Origin of the sequence: Mycobacterium sp. (genome assembly GCF_032161845.1) — a bacterium.
GTDB lineage: Bacteria > Actinomycetota > Actinomycetes > Mycobacteriales > Mycobacteriaceae > Mycobacterium.
Genome location: NZ_JAVRQA010000342.1, coordinates 1 through 3,017 on the forward strand (window position 1 = coordinate 1; position 3,017 = coordinate 3,017).

Here is a 3,017-nt window from a genome sequence, read left to right on the forward strand (position 1 = left end):
ATCGATTCAGATCCCTCCTGCGGCAGTCCCCTATCAACGTCACCATGTCAGCAAGCACCAATCGCGTCTAGCGACAAACGGTCACATCTCCATGAGAAAGACGGGGCACCACGGGCGGAGTCGACGACATGTTTCCGGGCCAGGTGTTTCGACGGCCTCCGCGGGTACCCACTAGAGGGTGACGCCGCAAGTCGCGGCGGATTCCAAGGAGGCATCATGAGCACCACACCATCACCCGGCACCGGCGCGGACCAGGTCAGGGACACGGAGCGACCCGCAGGCACGGTCGACCCCGACGCCAACCCGCCGCTGACCGACGATTCGGCAACGGATATCGACCGCAAACCGGACACCGTTCCTCCGCAGGACACCGGATCCGCGGTGCCCCCCTACGAGGGACGCCAGCGAAGCTCCGAAGACAAGGGCACCCCTGGCCGCGGTGAGGACGACGTTAGCGCCAATACGGGCGTATCCGGGAAAACGGCGACCGACCAGGGATCGGGGCATAAAGACGACGACGAAGGTGTGGGTCCGACCCACACGCCGGGAACGGGCCGAGCCGAAGACAAGTCCTGACAGCCCTGGCTCGCCGCCCCGCGTACGGCTGACCGCACAGCAGGTCGTAGCCGGAGTGGCCGCCGCTTAGATTGACTACAAATTGACTCGCGGATCGGGTGCCGCATGCCGCGGTGAACTCTGCTGCGGTGCAGCAGGCGTCGGCTCGGGTGCCCGTTCCGCATGAGCATCCCCCGCGGTCGCGCCCTGCGGCGCATCCCGCTTGTCCTTATCCCTGTCCTCGTCCTGGCGATCGTCCGGCTGTCCCGAGCCGTCCGAGGCCTGCTTGTCCGCGGGCACATCAGCCGCGCCACCCGAGCCGCCGAGTCCCCCCGTCATCTGGCCGATCTGTTGCACGCCCTGCATGATGCTCTGCGGTACTTGCGCAACCGCGCTCATCGCCTGCATGGGCATCTGCGCGGCCTGGCTCGCCATCTGCATGGGCATGCTCATCATCTGGCCCATCTGGCTCATCGGATCGGACCCGCCGCCGGCACCGGCCGTGCCGCCACCGCCACCTCCGGGCGCACCTGCCGAATCGAATTGATGCTTCTCGTAATTCGCGGCGAGTTGGGCATCAGTGTCCGAGTAGCGCCCGGCAGCATCGACCACGTTGGACGCGGTGTTCGAGGCCGCGTCCTTGAGTTGCGGTAGGGCGTCCTGGATCGCACCCTCCAACGCTGGCAGCTTGCCCGCGATCGCCTGGCTGATCGCATCCTCGCCGGTCACGTTGAAGGGCGGCGGCGCCGCAGGAAGATCGCCAGCCGCCGCCAGCAGCTGGCCGCCGTACCTCTTCAACAGTTCTGGATCAACCTTCAGAGGTGGCTGACTACCGGGTCCGGTTCCCATTCACGCCTCCGATCAAAACCGAATGTTCCGCAGGACGTCGTACACGCCCGCGATCCACAGCAGCAGGGGGATGACCGCCGCGATGGCCGCGCCGTCCAACAGCTCCAGAATGCGCTTGGTCACCGGTGACACCCGGCGCACCCCCTCGGTCGCGCCGACGAGAATCAGGGCGATGACGACGCCGGCGACGTAGATGCTCAGCACCAGCCATGCGCTGTGCGGATACCAGAGCGCCAGCCGGATCGTCACTCCCGTGGGGATCACTACGGTAGCAGCGAGAAGCGCCCAGGCACACCATCTTTCGGCATACAGCCGGGATCGGAAGGCACAGACCGTCGTGACGAGCGCCGCCACGATCAAGCTGTGGATGAAGAAGTGCCCCTGCACCACGACGGCGACGGCGCCGACGGCCAACACGGAGGCGCCGGCGGATAGGAAGCCCACCAGCAGTTGCGTGGCGAGATGGCTGCGTTCGGTCAGCCGTGCCGCCGATTCGGGCACCGAGGCGATGATCGCCTGCCACGTCGGCGATTCCTCATCGGACGGCTCGTTCGTCGAGACGGGGTCCAGCAGTTCCTCGTTGGCGACCGTCTCGCCGGGAGCCGGAATCGGTGGCAGCGCGATGCGTGCGACCGCCACCGTCAGCTTCGCCGCGTTGGTCACGACGATCATGCCGAAGGCGATGGCGCCCGCGGGCACCCACTCCTGCCATCCGTAGCCGTAGGCCACGGCGGCCGCAGTGACCGCGACGGCCCCGACCGCCATGAACGACGCGACCTCTGCCCGTTTGCGCGGGCCACCTCGCGTCGCGAGAACCACCAACAGCACCACGGCGGCCGCGCCTGCGACGTTTGGTGCGCCCAACCCGTCGATCCCCGTGGGCAACGGAATGGCCAACGCGGCAGCGCCCGCCAGCGGTGCGAGGGCCGCGATCAGCAGGCTCTCGGAGGCGTCCAGGTTGTGGTAGCGATTGCGTGCCAACACGCTGCCGACGAGCAATCCGACGCCGAGCAGACCGAGTGCCGCCGCCCACCACCAGCTGTGTCCGGTCTGCAACCAGCTGAGCAGAATCAGCACGGACACCACGGCCGCAACGATCGGAATCGCCAGGCCGACAAAGCGATTCAGAGCGGCGCGGTCGAACTCTGGCGACTCGTCGAGCACCGCAATGGCGTCGATGACGTCCTCGACCAGTGGTCGGTACCGCTCGGTGCGACTCACCGACACCAGGGTCAGCAAGGCGCCATCCACGACGCCGGCGTCATCGAGCGATTCGGCCGCCTTCAGTGGAGGGGCACCCGGGCGCGCGAACGCCCACTCACCCTGTGCCTTGAAGTCGAAGCCCGCCAACACGTCTGCTGGCGTGTCCTCCAGCAGCTCGCCGAGCACCGTGACGGTCTCGTCGATGTACGTCTCGACGGGCGCGGCCGCCGGCAGCACGAGATCCGTCATGCGCCGACCGGTGAGGATCGTGACGCGGGTCGTCGAGGGCCTGCCGGGTGACACGCCCGACGAGCTAGGTGCGGCGGCCGTGGCGGTCAACGACGCTCGAGCCTGTCGAAGTCGTCGGACAGTGCCGCGGCTAGTTCGGTCACGCGTCTGCGGAAGTCCTT

3 protein-coding genes are annotated in these 3,017 nt (G+C 67.5%); 1 reads left to right on the top strand and 2 read right to left on the bottom strand.

Going from position 1 to position 3,017, the window contains the following annotated elements:
• Positions 1-216: 216 nt before the first annotated feature.
• Positions 217-576, top strand: coding sequence for a hypothetical protein (locus QOD90_RS18440; protein ID WP_526352273.1), 360 nt, complete (start codon positions 217-219; stop codon positions 574-576).
• Between the two features lie 75 nt (positions 577-651).
• Here the strand turns inward: QOD90_RS18440 and QOD90_RS18445 are convergent, their stop codons facing one another.
• Positions 652-1,404, bottom strand: coding sequence for a hypothetical protein (locus QOD90_RS18445; RefSeq protein ID WP_526352274.1), 753 nt, complete (start codon positions 1,402-1,404; stop codon positions 652-654).
• Between the two features lie 12 nt (positions 1,405-1,416).
• The gene (gene eccD, locus QOD90_RS18450; protein WP_526352275.1) at positions 1,417-2,946 is read right to left on the bottom strand and encodes a type VII secretion integral membrane protein EccD; all 1,530 of its coding nucleotides are present in this window, start codon (positions 2,944-2,946) and stop codon (positions 1,417-1,419) included.
• Positions 2,947-3,017 lie beyond the last annotated feature (71 nt).